We start from the raw sequence: 22558 nt of genomic DNA, 5'->3' as shown, positions 1-22558 counted from the left end.
CCAAAGCTGCCGATTGCCGCTTAACATGGCGTTCGAATTTGACGACCTACCTCACTTTGCCCAGGAGTATCTGGTCGGAACCGGCAAGAACTGCACAAGGCATTTCAAGCGCGTCGAAGAGGCCGACCAAGCCCTGTGGGCCGGCGTGCTGAACTTCTGGTTCCTCGGACGTGTGTTCGACCGGGTGCGGTCGTGATCCCGGTTCCGCAGGCGGCCATCGATCTGGCCAAGCGTTTCGAGGGCTTTCACCGCGTGCCGAAGAACGATCCCGGCCGCGCGCATCCCTACGTCTGCCCAGCCGGCTACTGGACCATCGGCTACGGCCACCTCTGCGATCCGAAGCACCCACCGATCACGGAGACCGACGCAGAGCGCTACCTGGCTGCCGACCTCATGACGGCATTGAACGCGACGCTGCGCTACTGCCCGGTGCTGGCCACCGAGCCAGAAAAGCGACTCGCGGCCATCGTCGACTTCACCTTCAACCTCGGCGCGGGGCGACTTCAAACGTCGACGCTGCGGCGGCGGATAAACCAGCGGGACTGGCATAGTGCGGGCCAAGAGCTGCGGCGCTGGGTCTATGGCGGCGGCAGGGTGCTGCCGGGGCTTGTCACGCGGCGGGAGGCTGAGGCCACTTGCCTGCTCCGCGCCGCCTGATAGACCGGGTCGATTCAATCAAATCCCCGGTTGCAGCTCCACACGCACTTCGCGCGTTTTGCCGGCCCGTTCCACTGACAAGACCACCACATCGCCGACCTTCCTGTCGTCTAGCCGCGCGAGCAGCTTAGCCACATCGTCCGTCGCCTTGCCATCAACACCGATGATGCGGTCGCCGGGCACGATGCCTTGTGGCGTGACTTCGACACCCGCGAGGCCGGCCTTGTGCGCTGCCGAACCAGGGGTAACACGCAGCACGAACACGCCCTTGCTTCCAGTCAGCGCCAGCAGGCGCTGATTGAGCTGTTCGTCCACCTCAATGCCCAGCGCCGGACGGATGTACTTACCGGTCTTGATGAGTTGCGGGACTACGCGCATGACGGTGTCCACCGGCACGGCGAAACCAATCCCGGCCGAGGCGCCGGAGGGGCTATAGATCGCCGTGTTGATGCCGATGAGCCTTCCTGCCGAATCGAGCAGCGGCCCACCGGAGTTGCCAGGGTTGATGGCGGCGTCGGTCTGGATCAGGTGATCGATGGCCGGGCCGCCCGCTTCTCCGGGTAACGAGCGGTCGAGCGCGGAGACGATACCGGTGGTGAGCGTCCAGTCCAGGCCGAAGGGGTTGCCGATGGCAAAGACCTTTTGACCCACCTTGAGGTCGGCGCTGGTGCCGATCGGCACGGCAGGCGGGCGCTTGAAACCGACGCCGATCTTGAGCACAGCGATGTCGTGCGCGGGGCTTGCCCCCACCAGCGCGGCTTGGTAGTCGCGGCCGTCGGCGAGTTTGACGGTGGCTTCGGACGCACCCTGGATGACGTGGAAGTTGGTGACAACGTGGCCGGCGTCGTCCCAGATGAAGCCCGAGCCGGTGCCGCGCGGCACGGAGAAGACATTGCGCGTCCAGACGTCTCGTACCAGCTGTGCGGTGGTGATATACACCACCGAGGCGCGCGATTTTTCGAACAGTTCGATGGTGGCCTTCTCGTCCGCCGCCAGATCGCCACGCGCCGTCACGGTGCGTTCTGCCACCTCGCGCGGACTGAACCAGGCCTCGATAGCGGGCAGAAACTGCCACAGCAGCATGAGCGCGGCAATGCAGACGGTGATGAAGAGCCAGCGACGGATAAAGTGGTCCTGTGGCGGGCGCGCGTACGGGTCGGGGTAGGCCATGAGAAGTCTCCTGTTGAGGGCAATCAGCGCCACAGTCCACTCGGGCGCCAGCGCGGGGGGCGCAGCGTCACAGCGGATTCCGGCAAGGAATGGATCTCGTGAAACGGCAACGCTGATGCTGGCCTGGGCGCCAACGTCAGCAGGCGTGAGATGCGCTCTTGCGTTGCCGGATGCGTGCGCAACCAGGAGGGCTCGGGATTGCCCCATCCCGGCCACAGCCAGGCACGCCAGGAGCGACTGACCCGCTCGATCTTCGCCAGCGCGGACGCCAGCCCTTGCGGGTCGCCGGTCAGTTCCACCGCGAGGCGGTCAGCGTCGAACTCACGCACGCGAGACAAGCCGAGCTGTGCGAGCAGGGCCAGCTGGGGCGATGCGGCCAATAACAATAAACCAGGCCAATAGACCTCCGCCGCGCCAACCAGCAGCGCGGGCAGGCTCAGCAGGATCGCGATCTGTCCCATAAGGGCCAGTAGGCGCGTGAGGCGACTGACGGAATCCGCCAGCCCCATGACGCGCAGATCCTCATTGGCGATGTGCGCGATCTCGTGCGCGAGCACACCCGCCAGCTCGCGTGGGCTCAGGCGGCGCAGCAGGCCATCGGTGAGGGCGATCGATGCCTCCCGCTTCGATCCGGTGGCGAAGGCGTTGACGACGGCACTGGGCACGTAGTGCGGCACCGGCGTTGCGGGCAAACCGGCACGGACGGACAGCTCGTGCAACAGGGCCCAAATTTCCGGGGCTTCGTGCGGGTGCAGCGCCCGGGCGCGGTATAGGCGCAAGGTCAAGGCAGATGCGGCTGCCGGTTCCAGCAGCAGCGTGCCTGCAACGGCAAACAGCGTGAGCCACAGGCCGCTTTCCCCGAACAGCAGGCTTCCTGCGGCGGCTGCGATCCCGACCAGGGTCAGGATCAACAGCCCGGTCTGCAGGCGGTTGAGCCAGCGGTGTTGCAACAACGCCGCGCGCGGGTCATTGGGATGATGACGGATCATGCTCAGATGTCTCGGCGGCGCGGTCGCCGCGCTTGCGCAGCAGCCAGTAGGTCGCACCCAGAGCCAGCGTGGCGCCTGCCAGCGCGGCTATCTTTGCGGGGCTCGCCTCGGGGTCAAGGATCACGAACTTGCGCGCCAGCGCGATCAGACCGATGAGGATCACGGTCTTGACCTGGATGATGCTGTCCCGACGCAGCGCCACGCGAACAATGGAATGCTTGAACTCCATCGCGATCAAGAGCGTCATGATCATGCCGAACACACTCTGGAATACCTTGTGATCCAGGGGATTGAAGGCATCGAGGACCAGCAGCGTGAAGACGATGGCGATGGCTGGAACAGCGACACCACGATGATGACGGCAATCACCGCCGACAGAACGAGGGCGACGACCTGCTCGAAGCGCTCGTAAAAACTCATGATGGCCCATTGGTCACGGAAGACCTGAAATGGGTTAAGGCGTGTTGATTTCATGACGATGAACTCCCTGGAAAACGGCTGCTGTCGAGACGGCGGCGCATTGCGCTGATGTGTCCTTCAATCAGCTCGGTCGACATGCCAAGCGTCGACATCACCTGTTCCGCCAGCCCAATAGCTGCGGCAAAGGATTGCTGATACACGCGCACGTTGGGCATGGCGCGAAATGCATCGGCCGCGGTCGTACTTCTGCATGACACCCACAAGGTCAGCGCCGGACGGCGCTCGGCAATCGCCTGGGCGATGCGCAACGCTTGCTGGGCATGGGCGAACGTCAGCACCACCATGTGCGCATGCGTCAAGCCGGCAGCCAGCAAGGTATCGGGCCGACTGGCATCGCCATGGAACACCGGCGCGCCGGCGGCACGCGCGGCCTCGACCTTCTGCGCGTCCGCCTCCAGCAGCAGATGCGCCACGCCGGCGTGGCGAAGAATCTCGCTGACGGTCAGGCCAAGCTCGCCCGCGCCGCAAACGATGACATGGTCTCGATATCGCGCTGTCTGCGCGGCGATCTCGACTTCTTCAGCCTGGGGTGGCTGAATGACGCCGCCGGTGCGGCTCAAGAACCGGGCAAGTACATCGTGATGGCGGATCAGCAGCGGTGCCAGGGCCATGCTGAGCACCAGCGCAACTAGCATGGGTTGTACGACGGTCGCGGGGATCAGATGCTGCTGCAAGACCATGCCCAACAACAGCAGGGCGAACTCGCCGCCATGCCCCAACGCTATGCCCGTGCGCCAGGCATCGAGGGCGGACAGGCGCGTCGCCCGCAAGGCCAGGGTGTTGAGCCCGATCTTGACCGGTACCAGCACTGCCAGCCACGCCAACACCGTCAGCGGTGCCGAAAGAATCTGTGCTCCGTCCAGTTGCAGGCCGATGGTCACGAAGAACACGCCCGACAACACATCGCGAAACGGCCTGAGGTGGCTTTCCATGTGGTGCCGGAAGTCGCTCTCGCCCAGCACCATCCCGGCGAGGAAGGCCCCTAGGGCGGCGGATACGCCGACCGCGTGCGCAGAGGCGGCGGCAGCCACCACCACGCACAAGGAGACGAGCACGAACGATTCCTCGTGGCCCCGCCGCGCCACCCAGCCCAGCAGGCCATGCAACAGACGGCGCGAAGCAACCGCCGCTGCTGCGAACAACACCAGCACGCCCAACACTTCGAGCAGCATGCTCTCGACCTTCGGCGACTCGCCGCGCGCCCAGATCGCCAGCAAGGCCAACAGGGGCACGCTGGCCAGATCCTGAAAGACCAGCACGGCGATGGCGCTGCGGCCATGGCGTGTGGTGAGTTCACCCTGGTCGGCCAACTGCCGGCTGACCAGCGCCGTGGAAGACATGGCCGCCGCAGCGCCGAGCAGCGCAGCGCTCTGAGCTGGCTGCCCCAACCCCATCAGCATCAGGGTCAGAGGTGCGGCCACAACGACCATCTGCAAACTGCCAGCCACCAGTACGGTCTTGCGAGTGAGCCAAAAGTGCCCGAGGGAGAACTCCAGCCCAACCATGAACAGCAGCAGGGCCACGCCCAGCTCGGACAGAAAATCAAGCGCTTCTCCCGGCGCGACTACACTGCTGACCGAAGGGCCCAGCAAGGCGCCGACGGCGAGGTAACCCAGCAAGGCGGGTACTCTGAACGCCGCCGTCGCCACCGCCGCGAGGCTGCATGCCGCCAGCAGGATCAGGGTGGCGCCGAGCAAGTCCTGCATCGGTCAGCGCCCCACCTGTGCAGATGCCCAGCGCACGATGTCCTGCGCGCCCAAGGCGCCGGCCTGACGCCCGATCTCCCGCCCACCCTGGAACAGGGCGAGCGTCGGAATGCTGCGGATGCCGAACTGCGCGGCCAGGTGGGGTTCTGCCTCGGTATTGACCTTGGCCAGCCTGACCCTGGGTTCGAGCTGGCGCGCCGCTTGCTGGAACTGCGGGGCCATCATCTTGCACGGCCCGCACCAAGGTGCCCAGAAATCGACCAACAGTGGCAGGTCGCTGCGCTCCACGTGGCGCGAGAACGTCGCCGTGGTCAACTCGATGGGTTCGCCCGTGAACAAGGGCTGCTGGCAGCGGCCGCAGTTGGGATGTTCCGATAGCTTCGCAGTCGGTACGCGGTTGATGGACTGGCAATGCGGACAGACGAGGTGAAGATCATTCTTCATGGTTCGCCTCCTTGGACCACAGTGAGGCTGCCGCGCTTCGGGTCACAGACAATGCCGACCAATCAACGCCTTGGAGCCAATCGTTCCCGTCTTTGCTTACTCCGGCCTCTTCCAAATGAGCAGCGATGAACGCTTCGGCCTGCATCAGCCACCTTTGGACAGTATCTTCCTTACTAGGAATCAGCAGGATTTCAGAGACGCTGCTGGCATCCAGCCCGTCCACACGGATAAGCAGAAAAATGCGCCGCCACAAACGCGGCATGTCCTTCAGTAGGTCGAATGCAAAAGCGAACTCGCTCGACCAATCAACTAGCTCCTCCTGTTCCGCGATCGTTGCGGCATCGGGATGCTGACTGTCAGCGATGATATCGGCCAGCCTGAGTGTGTCATCGGGCTGATAAAATTCGAAGACTTCCTCTTCCACCATGGCCTCGGCGACGTCCTGGGCATCCGCTTCGACCGGCGCGTCCAGAGAAACGAATTCGCCAAATTGCCGGCTGTTTGCCACTTCGTGATCCAGGACGGCGAACAGATGCTTCAGAAGACCGAAGTAAGCCGCTTTTTCTTCCGGCACGGATTGCCATTCCACCTCAGCTTGGACAATCGCTTCATCCACCACGTCGCGCAGCGTCGGATAATCGCGCGGTAGATCGCCGACGGCCCGCAGATAAGCCAGCTCACGCCTTGCGACAGCCTCAAGTTTCGACAGTAGAGGCATTCGGGTCACCTCGGCCTCATGGGCGGCTGATGCGGGTTTTGCGGCAATCCGCACCTTGAGCTCGCGCAAGCGCTCGCGTCGTGCTTTGCGCTTGATTTGATCCTGAGCATGCAGTCGGTCAAAATGCTTCTTGTCCTGACGGAACAACGACTGTGCGAGCATCTGCGCGAGGGGCGTCAGCTCGTCATGTGATGCAGTAACGCTGACAGTCTTTTTGCCGGGCAGGTGCATATAGCCACTGGCCAGAAATTGCCGCTTGATCTTGTCGCGATCAAGGACGATTTGAAGTCGCACTGAATCTTTAGTGTGTTTGTCGAGCAATGGCTTGAGGGCGTGCTCGATCACATTTCCCAAAGCTCTCTGCCAAGGTTCATGAAACTCTTTGTCGATAGAGCTATATTGCATCTGCATGTATGACTCCTTCGATGTCATTTCTATGGAGGTATGAATCGAGGATGCTCATATCCATAGAATTTAGTTTGACCCGCTCTTATCCCTGGCGCGTTTTGCGAAGACGCCAACTCAAGAACAAAAGCGTGACACCATAGACTGCCGCATAGAAGCCCAACAGCCAGCCTGCGGCCAGGAATGACTCGACCGGACGGGAAAAAAATATCCACAAGACGATAGCGCCAAGGACAATCGAGAGCAGTCCACTGAAGGCAAGCCAAATTTCACCCTTGATTTCTTGACGCAGCCGAACGGCGGCGGATATCTCCAGCACACCGGTGAAAATCGCCCAGAAGCCCACGCTAGCCCATAAAAAAGAAGCCAAGACTATCGTGGCGACCCAAGGAGCAACCAGGACGACGACGCCGGTAAGTATGCCGACAATGCCGCTGAACAGCAGCCAGCCCCAGCGCTCTTTTTTCTGGATATGGCGCACCGCTGCAACCAAGTTGAAAGCGCCATTGACCAAGGAAAATGCGCCGAACATGATGGTCATGGCCAACAGAGCCGATTGTGGCATCCAGAACGCAAGGGCTGCAAAAATCAATGCCAAGACACCGCGCAGCACAAAAAGCCACCAATTTTGGCTCAGCGAACACAGTGCTTTGGTGGGGTCATCCGCATTGGAATTAGCGATGGTGTCTGTGTTCATGCAATATCTCCTAAAGATCTATACAAAATAAAAAATCAAACGCTCATGGGACAAGAGAGGGGGCGCTATGCGCCCCCTCTCCAGCGGTTTCAGAACAACTTGGACAGCTTTGCCTTGATTTCATCGAGCCAGCCTTTTCCGCCGCCTCCCCCAGCCGTCTTTTGCTTGACTTTCTTGAGTTCAGCATACAGGGGCTCAAAGTCCTTCTTCTTTCCATAGCCCAGCAGTTCTGCCATTTCCAACTGCTGCCGCGCTTCGTTCAATAATGTCTCCAGGCGCTCATTGGACGCTTCGCTCCGCTGACCATCTTCTACCAAGGTCTCGGCGCGCTTCAGGAGCAGCCTGGCGCGCAGGGCGGGCAGCGGATGCACGCTGCGCGTCTCGACCAACGTGCTGAGCGCTGCCTGCAGCGCGGCTTTGGCTTCTTCGATCTTGCCCTTATCGATCAGCGGCACGACTGCCTTCACGGCTGCGGGATAGGACGCCAAAGGGATGTTGGTGACCGTGATCACGATTTCACTGGCCAGCAAAGCCAGCACGTGGCGAGCCTGTTGCACCTCGCCATGTTTGAGGGCATCCAGCGCCTCGTCGGTCATCGCCTCAATGGTTTCCGTGTTGGCGAACAAGTCGTGCACGATGGTGCGCACATCAACGGGGGCCAGGGCGAGCGTGGGTTCGCGCGCAACGATCAGCTCCAGCTTTCCCGTCACTTCGGCCAGCGTTGCCAATGCGCGTGCAGCGTCCTTGCCGTCAAGTGCGGCCAGCGCTGATTTGGTCAGCGCCAAGGCCGAGACGGCCTCATCGAGGACTTGTTTACGTTTGTCTGCCGCCTGCGAGTCCATTTCCTTCTGAACCTCAGGCTGTACCTCCGTGACGACTTCAGGCTTGGCCTCTGGACTGACAGGAAGGCTGCTTACCGCGGCCTGTTCGTTTATTCCTTCGTTCGTCGCATTGGGATTCGATGTTTGCTCATTCATGGTGATATGCCTCGTATGAGCTAGTGAAAATAGGCGAATCTATTGGGGCTGACTGCGAACATCGCGAGACTGACCGACCGAACAGTCGGCCCCTTCATCACCTCAAAACAGCTTTTGGAGGCGCGTCTTCAACTCGTCGAACCATCCCTTGCCGCTTTTGCCACCAGCCGACTTTTGCTCAATGGACTTCACCTGATCGAAGATGGGTTTGAAATCCGCCTTCTTGCCATAACCCAGGATCTGCGCCAGCTCGATTTCCGTGCGCACGTAGGCCAGCAGGGCGCTGAGCTCCTCGTTCTGCTTGGCATCGCGCTTGTCGGTCTCGGCCAGCTTTTCAGCTTTTGCCATCGCGGCTTCAGCCCGTAGCACGGGCAGAGGAAAGGCGACCGAGGTCACCACCAGCGTGTTCAGTGCTCGGGCGAGTTCCGCCTTGGCGTCGTCGATCTTGCCGCTGTCGATGAGCCGTGCGGCCGACTTGATCGCTGCCGGGTACGTTGCCATCGGCAGGTTGTCGGTTTCGATCACGATTTCGCTGGCCAGATTGGCAACGATGGGCCGGGCCTTTTGCACCTCGCCATCACCCAACAACTCCTGAGACAACTTGACCGCTTTCTTTACCGATTCCACGTTGGCGTGGATATCGTGGGTGATGACGCGTACATCGACGGGCGCCAAAGCAAGTTTTGGGTCACGCGCCAATACCAGTTCCAGCTTTCCGCTGGCCAGTTCCAGCGCAGCGAGCGCCTCCTTGGTCTTCTTTGCATCAAGGAGGATCAATGCCTCATGGGTCTTGGCCAGCGCAGTGATTGCATCTTGGGCGAGTTCGGCGCGCTTTTCCGCGGCTTCCCGGGCGACCTTGTCATCTACCTGTGGCTGTGCCGCCTTGGATGCGGCAGAGGGTGCTGCAGCACCTGGGCTAGAACCTGCCGCCGATTGGGCCAGAGCCGGTCCGCTCAGTCCGACGACGACCGCCAGGGCAAGTGCGGAGAAGATGTATTGTGGCTGTTTGATATTCATGATCTTGGGCTCCTAATTAAAGTTAGTTGACTGAGATTTCAATCTGTTTCGGTTTGGCTTGCTCGGCCTTGACAAGCCGCACTTCCAGCACGCCGTCTTTCATGGAAGCCGTCACCTTGGTCGGATCAACGTTGTCAGGCAAGACAAAGCTGCGCACAAAGCGGCCATACGCACGTTCGATGCGGTGGAACTTCTTGCCCTGCTCCTCTTTTTCCAGTTTGCGCTCGCCGCTGATGGTGAGCACACCGTTTTCCGCGCTGACGCGCACGGCATCCTTGGGGACCTCCGGCAGATCCAGCTTGAGGAGGAATGCGTTCTCATCCTCGCTGATATCCACCATTGGTGCCCAGTCCGCCGTGGTCATGGCTTCGTTGCCGGTACGGGCGCCCTGTCGCTGGGGTGTCCGTCCGAACATCGTCGCCAGGCGGTTTTGCAATTCATCCAGTTCCCGGAAGGGGTCCCACGGAGTCAATGCAGACATATCGGTTCTCCTTGAACAATGCCGGCGAATTGGATGACGCACCGAACAGAGCCGCCGGTTCACTCTGAACAGCGCCTACTACTTTTCGTTTCTATCAAGAACAAGTCCTTGGGTCAATTGAAGGATGTCGTTCTCGTCGAGCGTTTCCCGCGCCAGCAGTTCGCGCGCACAACGCTCCAGCACCGCGCGGTTGGTGTCGAGGATCCGGTAGGCGCGCTCGAACACGCCCATCACGATGTCGCGGATGGCCTGATCGATGCGCGCCTGGGTCGATTCGGCCACCCGGCAGCCGCCGTGGGCCAGTTCCGGTGTATCGAGAAAGCGTGGCCGCTGCGCCTCGAAGGCGATGTAGCCCAGTCCTTCGTCCATGCCAAAGCGGGTGATCATGTCGCGGGCGATGTCGGTGGCTCGCGCCAGATCGTCCGCCGCCCCGGTAGACAACTCGCCGAACACCAGCTTTTCGGCGGCACGCCCGCCCAGCAGTACGGCGATCTTGTGCTCGAGATCGGTACGCGTCATCAGGAAGCGGTCTTCGGTGGGGCGCTGCAAGGTGTAGCCCAGCGCGCCGATGCCGCGCGGGATGATCGAGATCTTGTGCACGGGGTCGGTGCCGGGCAGCGCCAGCGCCACCAGCGCATGGCCCATCTCGTGATAGGCCACGGTTTCCCGCTCCTTGGGATTGAGTAATCGGTTCTTCTTCTCCAGGCCCGCCACGATGCGCTCGATGGCGGCGGTGAAATCCTGCAACTCCACGGCGGACGCTTTGCGCCGGGTCGCGGCCAGCGCGGCCTCGTTGACCAGGTTCGCGAGGTCTGCACCCGAAAAGCCCGTGGTCAGCGCAGCCACCTGTTCGAGATCGATATCCTGAGCCAGCGTCACCTTCTTGACGTGGACTTTCAGGATGTCCAGCCGTCCCTTCTTGTCGGGCCGGTCCACCAGCACCTGGCGGTCGAAGCGGCCGGCGCGCAGCAGCGCCTGGTCGAGGATTTCGGGGCGGTTGGTGGCGGCGAGGATGATCAGCCCCACCGAGCTGTCGAAGCCGTCCATCTCGGTGAGCAGCTGGTTGAGCGTCTGCTCACGCTCGTCGTGGCCGCCGATGGGCCCGCCGACGCCGCGTGCACGGCCCAGCGCGTCGAGTTCATCGATGAAGATGATGGCCGGCGCCTGCCCGCGCGCCTGCTCGAACAGGTCGCGCACCCGCGCCGCGCCCACGCCGACAAACATCTCGACGAACTCCGAGCCGGAGATAGAGAAGAACGGTACCCCGGCCTCGCCCGCCACGGCCTTGGCCAGCAGGGTCTTGCCCGTGCCGGGCGGGCCAACCAGCAACACACCTTTCGGGATGCGCGCGCCGAGGCGGCCGTAATCCTGCGGGTTCTTCAGGAAGTCGACGATTTCGACCAGCTCGGCCTTGGCCTCATCGACACCCGCGACATCGGCAAAGGTGACGCCGGTGTTCTTCTCCATGAACACCTTGGCGCGACTCTTGCCGATGCTCAGGAAACCACCCATGCCCTGCTTCTCGGCGAAGCGGCGGAACAGGAAGAACCAGACGCCGAAGAAGGCCACGGCCGGCAGAATCCAGGAGAGCACATCACGCAGCCAGGTGCTTTCCACCACTCGCGCGTAGGACACATCGTATTTCGACAGCTGCTCGGCCAGGTCGGGTTCGACGCGGGTGGCCACGATGGTGGTCTTGCCCCGGCTGTCCGGCGACTTCAGGCGCCCGGTGACCGTGCGGTCCGACACCAGCACTTCGGCGACGCGCCCCTCGGCCAGCGCCTTCTCGAATTCGCTGTAGGGCACGGGCTCGACGGTCTTGGCCGCCTGCCAGTAGTTCTGCAGCGTCAGCAGCAACAGGCCGGCGACGATCCAGTAGCCAATGTTCCATTGATCTTTCTTTTCCATGGGCAATGTTCCTCGCAAGTCGTGTCGCTAGAGAATGGGAGTGAACAGACGGGCCACCCCGTCGCGCAAGCGGATGGCCAGCGGGCGGGCGCGCAACGCCATCGCCGATATCTCGTCCGCCGCATCACGGGCGGCATCAAAAAGGGATGACAGCCGCGTAGACAACGCGGTGTCGTACACCTCCACATTGAACTCGAAGTTCAGGCGCAGGCTGCGTGCATCCCAATTGGCCGAACCCAGGCAGCACCACTGGCCGTCTATCAGCATCAGCTTGCTGTGGTCGAACGGGCCCGGCCGTTCGAAGATGCGCACACCGTGCTCAAGCACCTGCCAGTAGTGGGCGCGCGCCGCCCATTGCACCGTGGGATGGTCTCCGTTCGCAGGCGTCAGCACCTCGACGCGCACGCCGCGCAACGCGGCCGTGCTCAGCGCCGCGATCATCGGCTGATCGGGCACGAAGTAAGGTGTCCAGATGCGCACCGAATGCTTCGCCGCGCTCAAAGCGCCCATGAAGGTCCAGCGCATCCTGTCCAGGGCCTCATCGGGACCGGCCTCGATGCCGCGCGCCCAAGAGGTTCCTTGCTCATCAGCCGTTGCGGGCGGTTCGCCCCAGAAACCCTCGTTGAGCCGCTCGCCCGTGGTATCGCACCAATCGTCGGTGAAGCACCGAATCAGATGCGCAACCACCGGCCCGCGCAGACGAAAGTGCAAATCGTGACAGGCCTGCTCCGGCGCATCGGGCCGCCAATACGGGCTGAAGATGTTCATGCCGCCGGTGAAACCCGTCTCGCCATCGATCACCAGCAGCTTGCGGTGATTGCGCAGATGCGCGCCATGCAGGCGCGCGGGAATCAACGTCGGGTTGAACGTCGCCGCCGGAACGCCGGCGCGTTGCAAGGCGCGGTAGGCGCTGCGGGGCCTCCAGCGGGCATAGACGTCGTCGATCAGCACCCGCACTTGCACGCCGCGCTCATGAGCCCGGCGCAGCGCATCGACGAACTGCGCCCCGATGCCTTGGCCGTCGAAGATGTACGAAGCCAGCGCGACGCTGTGCCGCGCCGATTCGATGGCGGCGAGCATGGCCGGGTAGGCCTGCTCGCCATCGATGAGCGGCTCGATGCGGTTGCCGCTGGTCAGCGACTGGCCGGTGGCGCGTCCCACCAGGTACGCCAGGCCGGCAAGCGGCGGCGATACGGGCTCGGGCATCGTGGGCGAGAGGTCCTGCCGAACAGCAGGATCTGCCCCCGGGAAGAGCCGCCGCGCCCGCCGCTGGTAACGGTTGATGCCGAACAGCCCATACAGCAGCGAACCGCCCAGCGGCAACAAGGCGATCAGCAGTACCCACAGCGTGGCCGATCGAGGGTCACGCTTGTAGATGACCGCGTGCCCCGCTATGGGGATAGCGACCGCCAGCGACACGAGGGTGGCTGCCCATGTCAGCCCGTTGGGGTCGGACACGACAGCCTCCTCATGACTCAAGATTCGCCGCCCGCCGGCTTCTTCTTGCGCGCAGGCTTGCTCTCGTCGCTAGGCGGTGCCTCGGCCACGTTCGCGGCATCGGGCTTTTCAGGCTCGACCGGCTTCGCGGGCGGCTCCTGGCGCTCGAAGACCACCCGTTCGGCCTTGTCATCCCAGCGGGCGTTGGCGTGATCGCCCTTGCCGATGCCACCACCGAGCATCTCGCGCGCCAGTGCCGTCTCCAGCTCGCTGCGGATCAGCCGCTTGAGCTCACGCGCGCCGAACTCGGGCTTGTAGCCTTCCTCCGCGAAGTGATCGATCAAGGTCTGATCGAAGGTCAGCGTCACGCCCTGGCTGGCGGCGTTGCGGGCCACACGATCGAGCTGCAGGCCGACGATATGGCGGATCTCCTCCTTGCCCAGCGCATGGAAGACGATGATCTCGTCGATGCGGTTGAGGAACTCGGGGCGGAAGTGTCCGCGCAGCACGTCCATCACCTCGGACTTGGTCTTCTCGTATTCCTCGCCGGCGGCGCCACGGGCCTTCAGCCGACGCTGGATGATGTCCGAGCCCAAGTTCGAGGTGGCGATGATGATGGTATTGGTGAAATCCACCACCCGGCCCTTGCCGTCGGTGAGCCGCCCGTCGTCGAACACCTGCAGCAGGATGTTGTAGACGTCGGGGTGAGCCTTCTCGATCTCGTCCAGCAGCAACACGCTGTGGGGTTTGCGCCGCACTTTCTCGGTGAGCTGGCCGCCCTCGTCATAGCCCACATAGCCCGGAGGCGCGCCCACCAGGCGTGCCACGGTATGGCGTTCACCGTACTCGGACATGTCGATGCGCAGCAGCGCACCTTCATCGCCATAGATCGACTCGGCCAGCGCCTTGGCGAGTTCGGTCTTGCCCACGCCGGTCGGTCCGAGGAACAGGAAAGTAGCAACCGGCTTGCTGCCCTCGCGCAGCCCCGCCCGCGACAACCGCACGGCATCGGCCACGGCACGTACTGCTTCGTCCTGTCCTACCAGGCGCTCATGCAGCCGCTGTTCCAGATGCAGCAGCTTCTCGCGTTCTTCCACCGTCAGCTCGTTGACCGGAATGCCGGTCAGGCGCGAGACGATCTGCGCGACATGCTCGGCCTTGACTTCGGCGCTGCCCGAGGCGCGCTCGCGTTCCCATTCCTCGACGAGCTTCTTGAGTTCAGTCTCCTTGGCCTCGATGCGCTTGCCCAGCTCGGCGGCCTTGTCGTACTGCTTGCGCGAGGCCACATAGTCCTGCTCACGCCGCAGCTGGTGCAGTTCGGACTCCAGCTCTTGCACCGCCACCGGGCGGGCCGTGGCCGACAGCTTCACGCGTGCGGCCGCCTGGTCGAGCAGGTCGATGGCCTTGTCAGGCAAAAAGCGCGCGGTGATGTAGCGGTCCGACAACTCGGCGGCGGCGATGATCGCATCCTCGGTGATGCTGACCTTGTGGTGCGCCTCGAAGGTGTCGCGCAGGCCGCGCAGGATCATCATGGTCTGCGCTACCGTCGGCTCGGGCACCATCACCGGCTGGAAGCGGCGCTCCAGCGCGGCATCCTTTTCGATGTACTTCTGATACTCGTTGAGCGTGGTGGCGCCGATCAGGTTCAGTTCGCCGCGCGCCATCATCGGCTTAAACACGTTGGCCACGTCCAGCCCGCCTTCGCCGCCACCCTGGCCTGCACCGACGATGGCGTGCACCTCGTCGATGAAGAGAATCAGCTCGCCCTGGTGCTCGGTCACTTCCTTGAGCACCTTCTGCACGCGCTCCTCGAACTCGCCGCGGTACTTGGCGCCTGCCACCATGGCGTTGATGTTGAGTTCGACCAGACGCTTGTCGCGCAGCGTCTCGGGCACTTCGCCGGCGACCATCCGCTGCGCCAGTCCTTCGACAATGGCGGTCTTGCCGACGCCGGGCTCACCGATCAACACCGGGTTGTTTTTCTTGCGCCGGGCCAGCACCTCGATGGTGGTCTCGATCTCCTGCGCACGGCCGATGACCGGATCGAGTTTGCCCTCGCGCGCCATCTTGGTGAGGTCGCGCGAGTATTTATCCAGCTCGGGCGTGTTGGTCGGCGTCTCGGCGCGGCCATCCTCGGCCCCCTTGCCGACCACCTTGCTCACCTGCTGGCGCAGCGCTTGCGGCGTGAGGCCGTAACGGCGCAGCAGGTTGGCTGCCAAGCCTTCGCCTTCCTCGGCCAGCCCGATCAGGAAATGCTCCGGGCCGACATAGGAGTGGCTGAGTTCGTTGGATGCCACGAAAGCGCGGCTGAGCGCGTCCTTGACCCGGGGCGACACGCCGATTTCGCCCTCGAACGGCTTCTCGCCGCGCTTGGCTTCGGATTCGATCTGTCGCTTGAGGTCATCGACCTTGATCTTGAACTGCCCCAGGATGGTCTTGACCACGTCGCTGTCGGATAGCGCCAGCAGCAGGTGTTCGGTATCGACTTCGGCGCGCCCGAACTCTGCAGCGTGTCGGGCGGCTTCCTGCAACAGGGCCTCGGACTGTTCGCTGATACGGCTGGCGAGCCCACTGCCGCGACGGCGCGCGGTGCCCGTACCGGCCGGGGCGGGTTCGCCGAACGAGGCATCGACGACCTCGTCGGTATCGGCCGCCATGGACGGTGCGTCGTCACCGATGCGGAAGAAGTCGCTGCCAAGGAAGTCTTCGAACAGCCCGCTGCGCGAGCCGAACAAGGCTTCCAGCGGTGAGACGGTGCGCTTTTGCTGGCGCACCAGTTGGCGATAGTGATCGTCACACAACAGCATGGTGCTGTGGCGACCATTGAGATTGGCTTCCACCCGCACCGTGGCGGGCTGGCCGCAGACCTGGCATTGTTTTCTGGCCATGCTGATGCTCCTGTAAAGATTGATTTGATGAGACGCCGCCGATCACGGCGGCTCATCCTTTTGTGGTTTTGAGAAAAGCGAGCCGACCAGCGTCAGCCGTTGATCGGGATCGAGCGGCCCTGCTTGGGCGCACTGGCCTCGCGCTTTTCCATCGTGATCGTGAGCACGCCGTTCTTGAAAGCGGCCTTGATCGTGTCCTGGTTGGCATCGGCCGGCAGGTTCAGAGCGCGCTGAAAGCTGCCGTAGGAGCGCTCCACCCGGTGGAAACCGCCGTCTTTCGTTTCCTGCTCCTGACGCTTTTCACCGCGCACCAGCAGCACGTCGTTGTCGAGCGTGATCTGGATGTCCTTTTCCTCGACGCCGGGAACCTCCAAAGAAATCTTATACAGCTTGTCGGTTTCCTGGATGTCAAGTGCCGGCTTCAGCAGGCCCGGCCAGTCCGACGGCCATCGCGGCATGGCCAGCGCCGGAAAGCCGAAGCCTCGAAATGCATCGTCAAAGAGGCGGTCGATCTCGCGATGCAATTGCAGGATGGGACTGACGGGCCCACCCGCCACCGGCAGGTCATTGCGCTGCACCGGCAGCGAGGCAGTGCTCTGTTGTTCTTCCTGCTCCTTCTTGAACCAGTTCCAGGGAGCCAATTTCTTGAAATCAATGTCCATGTCACACCTCCAGAAGAAAAATTGAAGACTCTCGCTCACTCCGTTTGCCTGCGGCGACGGACAGCGCGCCCAGACGACACGGAGTGTTCCACTGACTTTGGCTGCTCATCTGTGCGTATCACCTCCTTCTTTCTGCCTGCTTGGATCTGATCATTGATCCATCGATCGATTTCACTTTGACGAAACCGCCACGTCCCGCCGACCTTGAAGGCCGGAATCTCCCCGTGCGAGGCGAGCCGGTAAAGCGTCCGCTTGCCGACTTTCAAGTAGGCAGCCAACTCGTCGAGTGTGAAGATCGCCTGCTGGCGCGCTGTCATACCACCCCCACAAGTTCCGACGTCACGCGGCCTCGCTCGAGGAAATTCTTGCAAGACTTTGCATAATATTATGCCTAACATGCCGAAAGTCAAGAATCAACATCCAGCGACCTGCTGGCCGATGGATGTGACTCCAATCTTCAAGGGCGATGGCCGGGTTGGCCCGATCCGGTGACGACGGCAGCGGGTTGATCGGGACTTTTGTTATTGCATCGTCATCGGGCGTGGCCGTTCGGTTCTACCGGGATGTTGTTTCCACCTGCGCCCGGGCTTGCCGCGAACCTGCCGCCAACATCCGGGAGATGAAAGACTTTGTGAAACGCTACGAAGCGCACTGGGCAGATTGCGCCTGGCAGCCGGAGTGAACCTGTCTGGTTGAGTCAAAGCGCGAGGATTGATCAATGGTAACGGCAGATACACCATTCGAGCAGAAAAAATTGGGCCGCAAGCATATCAAGAGCTTCGCCAGCGGCATCGCTCATATGTTTGCCTGTTCGGCCCAGCATTATGCCTGGCTGGCGTATCAGCACCAGTTGCTGACGGTGGCAATTGACCTCCTGGAACTGCGAATCGAACCATCGGAATTCGACATTGAGAGGAACCGGACTCTTGCCAGTATGTGTCAGAGAACACTCCTCCGAAACGCCGGGCAACTGGCACCACCTGGCGCTGTGGTTACGGCGTCTCTCTCTGCCCACTTCGGGATTGATGACTATTCTGAAGACGGCCGTTCTGCTTCGATTGGTAGGTCCGTTTTCACCGTGATCCTGACCGATGACCGAAGCAAGGAGTGGCGCGTTGACCATGCTGAGGAGCGGATGCTGATGCAATCGTAGCGGAGAACGGTTGGTGCAACTCATATCAACAGAAACCATGAAATATGAGGCGACCATGCCAAAGAAACCAGGATCACATCATGTCGTACCCAACGCCGACGGCGGCTGGGACGTCAAGAAAGACGGCGCGACCCGCAGCAGCGGCCACTTCGACAAGAAGCAGGATGCCGTCGATGCCGGGCGTAAGATCAGCCAGAACCAAGGCACCGAGTTCTACATCCACGGCAAGGACGGGAAGATCCAGAACAAGGACAGCCACGGGAACGATCCGTGTCCGCCGAAGGGATGATGTCAGGATCAATTCGATTCCCGTTTTGGGAACTGAACCGGCGTCCGAAAACCGGATTCGAAGTTGTTGATGAAAAGCCCCAGGTATCCGTTTTTACTGCAACCCGCCACCCTCGTCCGGTGCAGGGAAATCAGGGGAGAAAATCGTTTCTCTGGTCGGATTGTCGGGAAATGGTTGTGCGAGATGACTTCGGAGTTTATTATCAAGGAGTTACGAGGAACGCGGGCTTTGAGACTGTTTTGTGGTAGGTCGTCGTTCCCTCCGATTTTGCCGGTCTGAGAGCTAACGCAAATCGGACTCACCTCAAATCCGCAAAAATTATTCACCCGGATTTCCCGCGTTTCCGACCTTCCGCCAAAGCCGCCTCGCATCGAAACCCAGATTTTTCAATGGGTTGAGCTTCAAGAGTGGTTCAAGACGAGTTCGAGGATTTTTCGGTGGGACAGAGAAAACGCAGGTCCGAAAGTGACCCCGAAAAGGAAATGGGGTTGAAACTGTACTTCCCACCCCCGGAGAATGCCCATTCCGGCCAACGGCCAGAAACCCTTTGATGGCAGGAGATTTCCGGCAATCGAAAAATCGGAGCCGTGGTTGTAATTTTTTTCCGCTTAGCAGATGTGTTGCAGCGTCGAACGCTCGTCTGAGGAAATCGAAGTGGCCGTTCAGGAAATCCGCTTGATCTTTCCTTCCCGATTCTTTATTTTAGGATGTGCAATGAAAATAAAATAAAGACGAACCTTATTTTAGGTTCGAGGCGGGCAGGATGAAGCGAGAACTCCAAGGCAGATACGTGACCATATCGACGGTGGGTGAGAAGGCCCAGGCCTTCGTGCCCGCGCCGCTGCCGCCACGTCCAGCCATCGAGTGGACGGCGGAGCTGCGCAGCAAGTTCGATCAGGCGCTGCTGGCGCTCGGGCGGCTGGACAGCGTCTCGACCCTGCTACCGGACACCTCGCTGTTCCTTTATATGTACGTCCGTAAGGAAGCGGTGCTCTCCTCGATGATCGAGGGAACGCAGTCGTCCCTGTCGGATCTGCTGCTGTTCGAACTGGATCAAGAGCCCGGCGTTCCGCTGGATGACGTGCGGGAGGTCAGTAACTATGTTGCGGCCCTCGACCATGGCCTGCGCCTGCTGGAGGAAGGGCTACCGCTGTCGCTGCGGCTGTTCCGTGAGATCCACGGTGTGCTGCTGAAGAAGGGCCGGGGCAGCAATCAGACCCCAGGGGAATTTCGGCGCAGCCAGAACTGGATCGGCGGCACCCGGCCGGGCAACGCGGCCTTTGTTCCACCGCCTGCCGAAGAAGTGCTGGAGTGCATGAGCAAGCTGGAGCTTTTCCTCCACGACCAGCCGGAGCCGACCCCGGTACTGCTCAAGGCGGCGCTGGCCCATGTGCAGTTCGAGACGATCCACCCGTTCCTAGATGGTAATGGCCGTCTGGGTCGTCTGCTGATCGCGCTGCTCCTGTGCGAGCAGAAAGTGCTGCGGGAGCCGATGCTCTACCTCAGCCTCTATTTCAAGACGCACCGCCAGTATTACTACGAACTGCTCAACAACGTGCGCATGACCGGTGATTGGGAAGCCTGGCTCGACTTCTTTGCTGAGGCCGTGATCGTCACTGCCACCCAGGCGGTGGAAACGGCCCAGCAGCTCCTCGACCTGTCGAACCAGGACCGTGACAAGATCAGTGGGCTGGGACGGGCGGCTTCATCCACCCTGCAGGTTCACCGGGCACTCATGGAGCATCCCATCGCCACCTCGGGCTCGCTGGTGGAGAAGACCGGCATCACCCCGGCCACGGTCAACAAGGCGCTCGGTCACCTCGAGCAGCTTGGCATCGTCAAGGAGCTGACCGCCCAGAAACGCAACCGCCTGTTCAGCTATGCGGGCTATATCGAGATCATGAGTCGCGGTACGGAACTGCCGGGCAGGTAGGCCAGTTCGATTCCGGTTTTCGGAATCGAATCAGATTCGTTGGGAGATTGTTCCTGGTATCCGCGCGGGTTGCAAACCCAGCATCCTCGTCCGGAGCTTGGAAATCGGGAGAGAAAAGTTGCTTCCTCGGTGGGAACTTGGGGCTCGACTTGACTTCCTATGTGAATCCCTTGTTTTTCAATGTGTTACGGGGAAGATTGAAGCTTGAGACTGAGTTGCGGTCGAGCGCTGTTTGCTCCACCAAAACGCTGGCCAAGCCCCTCAGAACGCCCAACGCACGGGGTGCAGACCAGGTTGTCTGAGGGGCTTTTTGCGTGCGGTGAGCGTCTCCCGCAGGCAGAGCATGGTTGATTCCAGCCATGCGCAGCTCAGTATGGTTCGTCAATGCGCTCTGCTCAAAATAGCCCGTCCCGGCCTGTATTAATTATGTGCCCAAAGGCGAATTCGGCCCTGACTCTTGTTCTTATGCAGGAAATCGACAGAGCCTTTACCGAATGGCCGTTCCTAGGAGTGCGCCAGATGCGTGATTATCTGGTCTGCTGGGCTATAGCGTGGGCAGAAAACGCGTTCGGCGTCTTATGCGCCTGATGGGGCTGATGGCGGTGTACCAAAAGCCCAAAACCAGTATTCCTCATCCAGAGCATACGCGCTACCTGTATCTCTTGCGGGGATTGTCCATCACCAGACCCAATCAGGTCTGGTGAGCGAATATCACGTACATCCCCATGCGCAAAAGGATTTTTGTACCTGGTGGCCGTTATGGACTGGCGCAGTAACAAGGTGCTGTCCTGGAGACTTTCCAACACCATGGACGCGGATTTTTGTGTCGCGGCCCTGGAAGAAGCCTTGGCGAACCACGGCAAACCCGATATCTTCAACACCGAGCAAGGCAGCCAATTCACTAGCTTCGCGTTCACCAATGTCTTGCGGGAGAACGGTATCCGCATTTCCATGGATGGCCGTGGCCGCTGGCTGGACAATGTCTTCATCGAACTCCTCTGGCGCTCGCTCAAGTATGAATGCGTGTATCTGCACGCTTTTGAAACCGGCTCCCAAGCTCGTGCCGAAATCGGCAGATGGATCGACTTTTACAATCGGCTCCGGCCTCACAGCAGCTTGGGAGGCTTGCCTCCGGACACTTACTACGAACAAGGGCTTGTAAAGGCAGCCTGATAAGGGAAAAACAAGCTAACGAATCGCTGTCTGCTGTCCGAACAATGGGGACCACCTCTATACTCTGCTTTAAACCCGTCAATCTTGACATATGAATCTAAGAACGAAACGCAGAAGATAGACCTACGAAAGCACCCCCAGGTAGCTAAAATTGTTATTCATCCAAGTTTAAGAATATATTATTCTTTCAAGAACACCATAGTAAGATTTCAAACAACCTGAAAACCCTGTCCAGCGCTAAGCTGGGCGGGGTTTGTCATTTTGCTATCCAAGGAGAATTTTCATATGAACCAATACCAATCAGAAAGCATCACCGACTTGGCCAAGGCCTTGCTCAACGTCCAGCGCACCGTGCAACCTATGGCCAAGGATGCTGAAAATCCTTTTACCAAAAGCTGGTACGCCAGCCTCAAAAGCGTCATGGACGCCTGTCGCGATGCGCTTATCGAAAACGGCATCTGGCTGTGCCAGTACCCTGTGCCTGCGGAGCAGCCCAACTCTCTCGGCCTGGTCACCAAGCTCACCCATGCGGAGTCCGGGCAGTGGCAAAGCTCTCTGGCCGTGGTTCCTTTGCCCAAGGCCGACCCGCAGGGCATGGGATCGGCAATTACTTATGCTCGCCGCTACGCGTTAACCGCCATGTTGGGCATGGTAACCGAAGATGACGATGGCGAAGGGGCTAAAAATGGCAAAAAATCGCCTACCCGACCCAAATTGCCCGTAATCGCCCCTGGATCGCAAAAAACGCGGCAACGCGAGCCTTCCATCAAAAACAACCTTTCAAGCCCCTCAAATCGCCCGTCATCCAGCCTTGAAAGCCTTCCACCACTTGAAGGCGTCACCTACCAGCAAGTTACAGCTCAGGACGGACGCCCTTGCATCATTGCCACCGGCAATACACAAGCCAAAAAGGAATTACTTACCGGCTCGGGCTTCCTCTGGAGCCCGCAGAGAAAATTGTGGTGGAAATATGTTGATGCTGCATAGAAAAAATCAAAACACCGAGTGAAAGGGCTGCCTGATGGCGGCCTTTTCACGTTTATGGAGGCTAAACCATGGAACAGATGGACCGCACGGAAGGATTGAGGGCGTTAATCAGGCAAGGTCTGCAGGCCGTTGCCCACAACGACACACTTGCCCACCTAGGCGACCGCTCCTGCTATGTGGGAATGAGCGATATCGGCCAGCACTGGGAATGCCCACGGTCTGCATTGGCCAGAAAGGTGCTCCCCACCACAAACAGCCTGGAGCGCCTGCTTACGCTGCAGCGAGGGCACTGGTTTGAATCTGGGGTTGGGCAGGCACTGACATCGTTGGGCCTGCATATTTTGCCCCAGCTTGAGATTAACTGGCAGCATCAGGGCGTGCCCATCA

General features: G+C 60.9%; 19 protein-coding genes and 4 pseudogenes. 8 read left to right on the top strand and 15 right to left on the bottom strand.

The features are described from left to right. Both NE637_RS15085 and NE637_RS15080 read left to right on the top strand, forming a co-directional pair. Positions 1-196: pseudogene (locus tag NE637_RS15085) on the top strand (hypothetical protein); the annotation flags it as partial. After that, on the top strand, positions 193-657 hold the full coding sequence (locus tag NE637_RS15080) for a lysozyme (protein WP_192112122.1): 465 nt from the start codon (positions 193-195) through the stop codon (positions 655-657). The pseudogene NE637_RS15085 and the gene NE637_RS15080, both read left to right, overlap by 4 nt. Positions 658-675: 18 nt before the next feature. Here the strand turns inward: NE637_RS15080 and NE637_RS15075 are convergent, their stop codons facing one another. From NE637_RS15075 to NE637_RS15005, 15 genes and pseudogenes are all read right to left on the bottom strand, one after another. Then, positions 676-1827, bottom strand: coding sequence for a S1C family serine protease (locus NE637_RS15075; RefSeq protein WP_192112121.1), 1152 nt, complete (start codon positions 1825-1827; stop codon positions 676-678). A 23-nt stretch (positions 1828-1850) separates the two neighbouring features. Then, on the bottom strand, positions 1851-2816 hold the full coding sequence (locus NE637_RS15070; protein WP_192112120.1) for a zinc metalloprotease HtpX: 966 nt from the start codon (positions 2814-2816) through the stop codon (positions 1851-1853). Further along, positions 2794-3290: pseudogene (gene psiE-GI, locus NE637_RS15065) on the bottom strand (heat resistance protein PsiE-GI). The gene NE637_RS15070 and the pseudogene psiE-GI overlap by 23 nt, the downstream one beginning before the upstream one ends. Further along, positions 3287-5002, bottom strand: a complete 1716-nt coding sequence (gene kefB-GI / locus NE637_RS15060) for a heat resistance system K+/H+ antiporter KefB-GI (protein WP_192112118.1) — start codon at positions 5000-5002, stop codon at positions 3287-3289. Before kefB-GI ends, psiE-GI begins: the two are co-directional and overlap by 4 nt. A gap of 3 nt (positions 5003-5005) precedes the next feature. Beyond that, entirely contained in the window at positions 5006-5446 is a 441-nt protein-coding gene (gene trx-GI / locus NE637_RS15055) for a heat resistance system thioredoxin Trx-GI (RefSeq protein ID WP_012761376.1), read from the bottom strand. Then, on the bottom strand, positions 5436-6575 hold the full coding sequence (locus NE637_RS15050; protein ID WP_192112117.1) for an RNA polymerase sigma factor: 1140 nt from the start codon (positions 6573-6575) through the stop codon (positions 5436-5438). The genes trx-GI and NE637_RS15050 overlap by 11 nt, the downstream gene beginning before the upstream one ends. Positions 6576-6654: 79 nt before the next feature. Continuing rightward, complete coding sequence (gene hdeD-GI, locus NE637_RS15045) at positions 6655-7266, bottom strand: heat resistance membrane protein HdeD-GI (protein ID WP_016451631.1); 612 nt, start codon at positions 7264-7266, stop codon at positions 6655-6657. Between the two features lie 89 nt (positions 7267-7355). Beyond that, entirely contained in the window at positions 7356-8243 is an 888-nt protein-coding gene (gene yfdX2, locus NE637_RS15040; protein ID WP_192112116.1) for a heat resistance protein YfdX2, read from the bottom strand. A 102-nt stretch (positions 8244-8345) separates the two neighbouring features. Continuing rightward, positions 8346-9260, bottom strand: coding sequence for a heat resistance protein YfdX1 (gene yfdX1, locus NE637_RS15035; protein WP_175658527.1), 915 nt, complete (start codon positions 9258-9260; stop codon positions 8346-8348). A gap of 22 nt (positions 9261-9282) precedes the next feature. Further along, entirely contained in the window at positions 9283-9741 is a 459-nt protein-coding gene (gene hsp20-GI / locus NE637_RS15030) for a small heat shock protein sHSP20-GI (RefSeq protein WP_032174845.1), read from the bottom strand. A gap of 78 nt (positions 9742-9819) precedes the next feature. Then, on the bottom strand, positions 9820-11649 hold the full coding sequence (gene ftsH / locus NE637_RS15025) for an ATP-dependent zinc metalloprotease FtsH (protein WP_129350694.1): 1830 nt from the start codon (positions 11647-11649) through the stop codon (positions 9820-9822). A 27-nt stretch (positions 11650-11676) separates the two neighbouring features. Then, positions 11677-13107 carry a cardiolipin synthase gene (gene cls / locus NE637_RS15020; protein ID WP_129350690.1) on the bottom strand — a complete coding sequence of 477 codons (1431 nt, stop codon included), beginning with the start codon at positions 13105-13107 and terminating at the stop codon, positions 11677-11679. 17 nt (positions 13108-13124) lie between these two features. Further along, positions 13125-15974 (bottom strand): heat shock survival AAA family ATPase ClpK, encoded by a 2850-nt coding sequence (gene clpK, locus NE637_RS15015; protein WP_227119036.1) that lies wholly within the window; start codon positions 15972-15974, stop codon positions 13125-13127. Positions 15975-16066: 92 nt separating this feature from the next. Continuing rightward, positions 16067-16636 (bottom strand): Hsp20/alpha crystallin family protein, encoded by a 570-nt coding sequence (locus NE637_RS15010; protein ID WP_092193030.1) that lies wholly within the window; start codon positions 16634-16636, stop codon positions 16067-16069. 35 nt (positions 16637-16671) lie between these two features. Then, complete coding sequence (locus tag NE637_RS15005; protein WP_192112113.1) at positions 16672-16953, bottom strand: helix-turn-helix domain-containing protein; 282 nt, start codon at positions 16951-16953, stop codon at positions 16672-16674. A 401-nt stretch (positions 16954-17354) separates the two neighbouring features. On the opposite strand from NE637_RS15005, the gene NE637_RS15000 reads away from it, so the two are divergent. The 6 genes and pseudogenes from NE637_RS15000 to NE637_RS14975 all read left to right on the top strand — a co-directional run. Continuing rightward, a complete protein-coding gene (locus NE637_RS15000) occupies positions 17355-17789 on the top strand; it encodes a hypothetical protein (RefSeq protein ID WP_011369120.1) in 435 nt (144 codons plus the stop codon). A 55-nt stretch (positions 17790-17844) separates the two neighbouring features. Next, a complete protein-coding gene (locus NE637_RS14995; RefSeq protein WP_045668273.1) occupies positions 17845-18078 on the top strand; it encodes a DUF2188 domain-containing protein in 234 nt (77 codons plus the stop codon). A gap of 763 nt (positions 18079-18841) precedes the next feature. Beyond that, positions 18842-20011, top strand: a complete 1170-nt coding sequence (locus NE637_RS14990; protein ID WP_192112112.1) for a Fic family protein — start codon at positions 18842-18844, stop codon at positions 20009-20011. A 310-nt stretch (positions 20012-20321) separates the two neighbouring features. Then, positions 20322-21184: pseudogene (locus NE637_RS14985) on the top strand (IS3 family transposase); the annotation flags it as partial. A gap of 285 nt (positions 21185-21469) precedes the next feature. Beyond that, a complete protein-coding gene (locus NE637_RS14980; RefSeq protein WP_192112109.1) occupies positions 21470-22171 on the top strand; it encodes an ERF family protein in 702 nt (233 codons plus the stop codon). A gap of 68 nt (positions 22172-22239) precedes the next feature. Then, positions 22240-22558, top strand: a pseudogene (locus NE637_RS14975) (hypothetical protein); the annotation flags it as partial.

The organism is Desulfovibrio desulfuricans (assembly GCF_024460775.1).
In the GTDB taxonomy this organism is placed as follows: Bacteria; Desulfobacterota; Desulfovibrionia; order Desulfovibrionales; family Desulfovibrionaceae; genus Desulfovibrio; species Desulfovibrio desulfuricans_E.
The sequence above is the reverse complement of the archived record's forward strand: the minus strand, read 5'-3'. Positions and strand labels throughout refer to the sequence as shown.